Genomic DNA, 5,317 nt, shown 5'->3' with positions numbered 1-5,317 from the left:
TGTTCTTTAACAATCAATCAGACAAACTGTGTGGGCACTTGAAGATTCGTTTTTATCATTAAAGAATTTTAAAATTGAACTGAATAGTGCTACGAAGATTCGTTTATTTATATAGATGATTAATTAAGTCAGCAGTATTGAGCGATTAAACTTTTTGAATTGAAGAGTTTGATCATGGCTCAGATTGAACGCTGGCGGCAGGCTTAACACATGCAAGTCGAACGGTAACAGGAGAAAGCTTGCTTTCTTGCTGACGAGTGGCGGACGGGTGAGTAATGCTTGGGAATCTGGCTTATGGAGGGGGATAACGACGGGAAACTGTCGCTAATACCGCGTAGAGTCGAGAGACGAAAGTGCGGGACCGCAAGGCCGCATGCCATGAGATGAGCCCAAGTGGGATTAGGTAGTTGGTGGGGTAAAGGCCTACCAAGCCGACGATCTCTAGCTGGTCTGAGAGGATGACCAGCCACACCGGGACTGAGACACGGCCCGGACTCCTACGGGAGGCAGCAGTGGGGAATATTGCGCAATGGGGGCAACCCTGACGCAGCCATGCCGCGTGAATGAAGAAGGCCTTCGGGTTGTAAAGTTCTTTCGGTGACGAGGAAGGCGTGATGTTTAATAGGCATCACGATTGACGTTAATCACAGAAGAAGCACCGGCTAACTCCGTGCCAGCAGCCGCGGTAATACGGAGGGTGCGAGCGTTAATCGGAATAACTGGGCGTAAAGGGCACGCAGGCGGCTATTTAAGTGAGGTGTGAAATCCCCGGGCTTAACCTGGGAATTGCATTTCAGACTGGGTAGCTAGAGTACTTTAGGGAGGGGTAGAATTCCACGTGTAGCGGTGAAATGCGTAGAGATGTGGAGGAATACCGAAGGCGAAGGCAGCCCCTTGGGAATGTACTGACGCTCATGTGCGAAAGCGTGGGGAGCAAACAGGATTAGATACCCTGGTAGTCCACGCTGTAAACGCTGTCGATTTGGGGATTGGGCTTTAAGCTTGGTGCCCGTAGCTAACGTGATAAATCGACCGCCTGGGGAGTACGGCCGCAAGGTTAAAACTCAAATGAATTGACGGGGGCCCGCACAAGCGGTGGAGCATGTGGTTTAATTCGATGCAACGCGAAGAACCTTACCTACTCTTGACATCCATGGAATCTTGTAGAGATATGAGAGTGCCTTCGGGAACCATGAGACAGGTGCTGCATGGCTGTCGTCAGCTCGTGTTGTGAAATGTTGGGTTAAGTCCCGCAACGAGCGCAACCCTTATCCTTTGTTGCCAGCGATTCGGTCGGGAACTCAAAGGAGACTGCCGGTGATAAACCGGAGGAAGGTGGGGATGACGTCAAGTCATCATGGCCCTTACGAGTAGGGCTACACACGTGCTACAATGGCGTATACAGAGGGTGACGAAGCCGCGAGGTGGAGTGAATCTCAGAAAGTACGTCTAAGTCCGGATTGGAGTCTGCAACTCGACTCCATGAAGTCGGAATCGCTAGTAATCGCGAATCAGAATGTCGCGGTGAATACGTTCCCGGGCCTTGTACACACCGCCCGTCACACCATGGGAGTGGGTTGTACCAGAAGTAGATAGCTTAACCTTCGGGAGGGCGTTTACCACGGTATGATTCATGACTGGGGTGAAGTCGTAACAAGGTAACCGTAGGGGAACCTGCGGTTGGATCACCTCCTTACCAAAGATAGAATTGACTTTAAGTGTCCACACAGTTTGGCTGATGATTGTAAACAAAAGAAGAATAAACAAATAAAGCAAGATGTGAAGAATATCTTTACATGTTGTCCCCATCGTCTAGAGGCCTAGGACATCGCCCTTTCACGGCGGTAACCGGGGTTCGAATCCCCGTGGGGACGCCATTTAAAGATGATTTTTTGTCTTCTTAATAAACTGTTCTTTAACAAACTGGAAACAAGCTGAAAACGAGACTTTCAAGAAAGTCTGAGTAAGGGTCATTGATAAAAGGCAATGATTCTGAATAAATTAACTGTTACGGCTGACAAACCTAACGTGTTTTTAGCGTCAATCTATAATGTAAAGTGAATTTTAACTTTAAGTTCCATTTTATCTTCATCAGATTGTTCATCCTAAGAATACTTGAGGTTGTATGGCTAAGTGACAAAGCGTACAAGGTGGATGCCTTGGCAATCAGAGGCGATGAAGGACGTGCTAATCTGCGAAAAGCTTGGATGAGTCGATAAGAGGCGTTTAATCCAAGATGTCCGAATGGGGAAACCCAGTAGATGAAGAATCTACTATCACTTACTGAATTCATAGGTAAGTGAGGCGAACCGGGAGAACTGAAACATCTAAGTACCCCGAGGAAAAGAAATCAACCGAGATTTTGTGAGTAGCGGCGAGCGAAAGCGAAAGAGCCTGTTAGTGATAGCGATAGAGACAGAGGAACAAGCTGGGAAGCTTGGCGACACAGGGTGATAGCCCCGTACTCGAAGTCCAGGTCGTGGTACTAAGCTAACGAAAAGTAGGGCGGGACACGTGATATCCTGTTTGAAGATGGGGGGACCATCCTCCAAGGCTAAATACTCCTGATTGACCGATAGTGAACCAGTACTGTGAAGGAAAGGCGAAAAGAACCCCGGTGAGGGGAGTGAAATAGAACCTGAAACCTTGTACGTACAAGCAGTGGGAGCCCGCAAGGGTGACTGCGTACCTTTTGTATAATGGGTCAGCGACTTATATTTTGTAGCGAGGTTAACCGAATAGGGGAGCCGAAGGGAAACCGAGTCTTAACTGGGCGTTGAGTTGCAAGGTATAGACCCGAAACCCGGTGATCTAGCCATGGGCAGGTTGAAGGTTGGGTAACACTAACTGGAGGACCGAACCGACTAATGTTGAAAAATTAGCGGATGACTTGTGGCTGGGGGTGAAAGGCCAATCAAACCGGGAGATAGCTGGTTCTCCCCGAAATCTATTTAGGTAGAGCCTTGAGCGGACACCTTCGGGGGTAGAGCACTGTTTCGGCTAGGGGTCCATCCCGGATTACCAACCCGATGCAAACTACGAATACCGAAGAGTGATACTCAGGAGACACACGGCGGGTGCTAACGTCCGTCGTGGAGAGGGAAACAACCCAGACCGCCAGCTAAGGTCCCAAAGTCTATATTAAGTGGGAAACGAAGTGGGAAGGCTTAGACAGCTAGGATGTTGGCTTAGAAGCAGCCATCATTTAAAGAAAGCGTAATAGCTCACTAGTCGAGTCGGCCTGCGCGGAAGATGTAACGGGGCTCAAATATAGCACCGAAGCTGCGGCATCAGACGCAAGTCTGTTGGGTAGGGGAGCGTTGTGTAAGCGGATGAAGATGGTTCGAGAGGGCTGTTGGACGTATCACAAGTGCGAATGCTGACATAAGTAACGATAAAACGGGTGAAAAACCCGTTCGCCGGAAGACCAAGGGTTCCTGTCCAACGTTAATCGGGGCAGGGTGAGTCGGCCCCTAAGGCGAGGCTGAAAAGCGTAGTCGATGGGAAACGGGTTAATATTCCCGTACTTGGTAAAGCTGCGATGTGGGGACGGAGCAGGTTAGGTTAGCGTACTGTTGGATATGTACGTTTAAGTTGGTAGGTGGGAAGTTTAGGCAAATCCGGACTTCCTTAACACTGAGAGATGATGACGAGGCTCTACGGAGCTGAAGTAACTGATACCACACTTCCAGGAAAAGCCACTAAGCGAAAGGCTTTACTAAACCGTACTGAAAACCGACACAGGTGGTCAGGTAGAGAATACTCAGGCGCTTGAGAGAACTCGGGTGAAGGAACTAGGCAAAATAGCACCGTAACTTCGGGAGAAGGTGCGCCGGCGTAGATTGTAAGGGCTTGCCCCTGAAGGTTGAACCGGTCGAAGATACCAGCTGGCTGCAACTGTTTATTAAAAACACAGCACTCTGCAAACACGAAAGTGGACGTATAGGGTGTGATGCCTGCCCGGTGCTGGAAGGTTAATTGATGGTGTAATCGAAAGAGAAGCTCCTGATCGAAGCCCCAGTAAACGGCGGCCGTAACTATAACGGTCCTAAGGTAGCGAAATTCCTTGTCGGGTAAGTTCCGACCTGCACGAATGGCATAATGATGGCCAGGCTGTCTCCACCCGAGACTCAGTGAAATTGAAATCGCCGTGAAGATGCGGTGTACCCGCGGCTAGACGGAAAGACCCCGTGAACCTTTACTATAGCTTGACACTGAACATTGAATTTTGATGTGTAGGATAGGTGGGAGACTTTGAAGTAGTCACGCCAGTGATTATGGAGTCGTCCTTGAAATACCACCCTTTAACGTTTGATGTTCTAACGAAGATTGCGAAACGCGGTCTCGGACAGTGTCTGGTGGGTAGTTTGACTGGGGCGGTCTCCTCCCAAAGCGTAACGGAGGAGCACGAAGGTTTGCTAATCACGGTCGGACATCGTGAGGTTAGTGCAATGGTATAAGCAAGCTTAACTGCGAGACAGACAAGTCGAGCAGGTACGAAAGTAGGTCATAGTGATCCGGTGGTTCTGCATGGAAGGGCCATCGCTCAACGGATAAAAGGTACTCCGGGGATAACAGGCTGATACCGCCCAAGAGTTCATATCGACGGCGGTGTTTGGCACCTCGATGTCGGCTCATCACATCCTGGGGCTGAAGTAGGTCCCAAGGGTATGGCTGTTCGCCATTTAAAGTGGTACGCGAGCTGGGTTTAGAACGTCGTGAGACAGTTCGGTCCCTATCTGCCGTGGGCGTTGGAGAATTGATTGGGGCTGCTCCTAGTACGAGAGGACCGGAGTGGACGCATCACTGGTGTTCCGGTTGTGTCGCCAGACGCATTGCCGGGTAGCTACATGCGGAAGAGATAAGTGCTGAAAGCATCTAAGCACGAAACTTGCCAAGAGATGAGTTCTCCCACACATCAAGTGTGTAAGGGTTGTTTAAGACTAAGACGTAGATAGGTGCGGTGTGTAAGTGTAGTGATACATTGAGCTAACGCATACTAATTGCCCGAGAGGCTTAGCCATACAACGCTCAAGTGTTTTGGGGGAATCCTAAGCGAGCGTGGTGTGTAAGGGTAACGGTTAAGAGACGAGACGAAGAAGAGAAAGTGGAGAGTCAGCTTGTTTTAGTTTGAAGAAGACAGAGAAATAAAAAGAAAGAGATAAGAGAGAAAGAGAAGAATATCATCGACCGATTTTTGGCGGCGATAATGCGGTGGACCCACCTGATTCCATACCGAACTCAGAAGTGAAACGCTGTTATGCCGATGGTAGTGTGGGAGATTCCCATGTGAGAGTAGGTCACCGCCAAGTTTATT

General features: G+C 49.3%; 1 tRNA gene and 3 rRNA genes. All 4 read left to right on the top strand.

Annotated features, from left to right (window positions below):
* Positions 1 to 156 precede the first annotated feature (156 nt).
* The 4 genes from QZ106_RS08720 (at position 157) to rrf (ending at position 5,312) form a co-directional block, all read left to right on the top strand.
* Positions 157 to 1,696: ribosomal RNA gene (locus QZ106_RS08720) — 16S ribosomal RNA — on the top strand.
* A 105-nt stretch (positions 1,697 to 1,801) separates the two neighbouring features.
* Positions 1,802 to 1,877: transfer RNA gene (locus tag QZ106_RS08715), tRNA-Glu, on the top strand.
* A 250-nt stretch (positions 1,878 to 2,127) separates the two neighbouring features.
* Positions 2,128 to 5,024: ribosomal RNA gene (locus QZ106_RS08710) — 23S ribosomal RNA — on the top strand.
* A gap of 172 nt (positions 5,025 to 5,196) precedes the next feature.
* Positions 5,197 to 5,312 (top strand): 5S ribosomal RNA (gene rrf / locus QZ106_RS08705).
* Together the 16S, 23S and 5S rRNA genes with 1 tRNA gene alongside form the textbook arrangement of a ribosomal RNA operon.
* The last annotated feature ends 5 nt before the right edge of the window (positions 5,313 to 5,317 follow it).

Source organism: uncultured Aggregatibacter sp. (assembly GCF_901873365.1).
In the GTDB taxonomy this organism is placed as follows: domain Bacteria; phylum Pseudomonadota; class Gammaproteobacteria; order Enterobacterales; family Pasteurellaceae; genus Aggregatibacter.
This window is presented reverse-complemented; position numbering and strand designations above follow the sequence as displayed.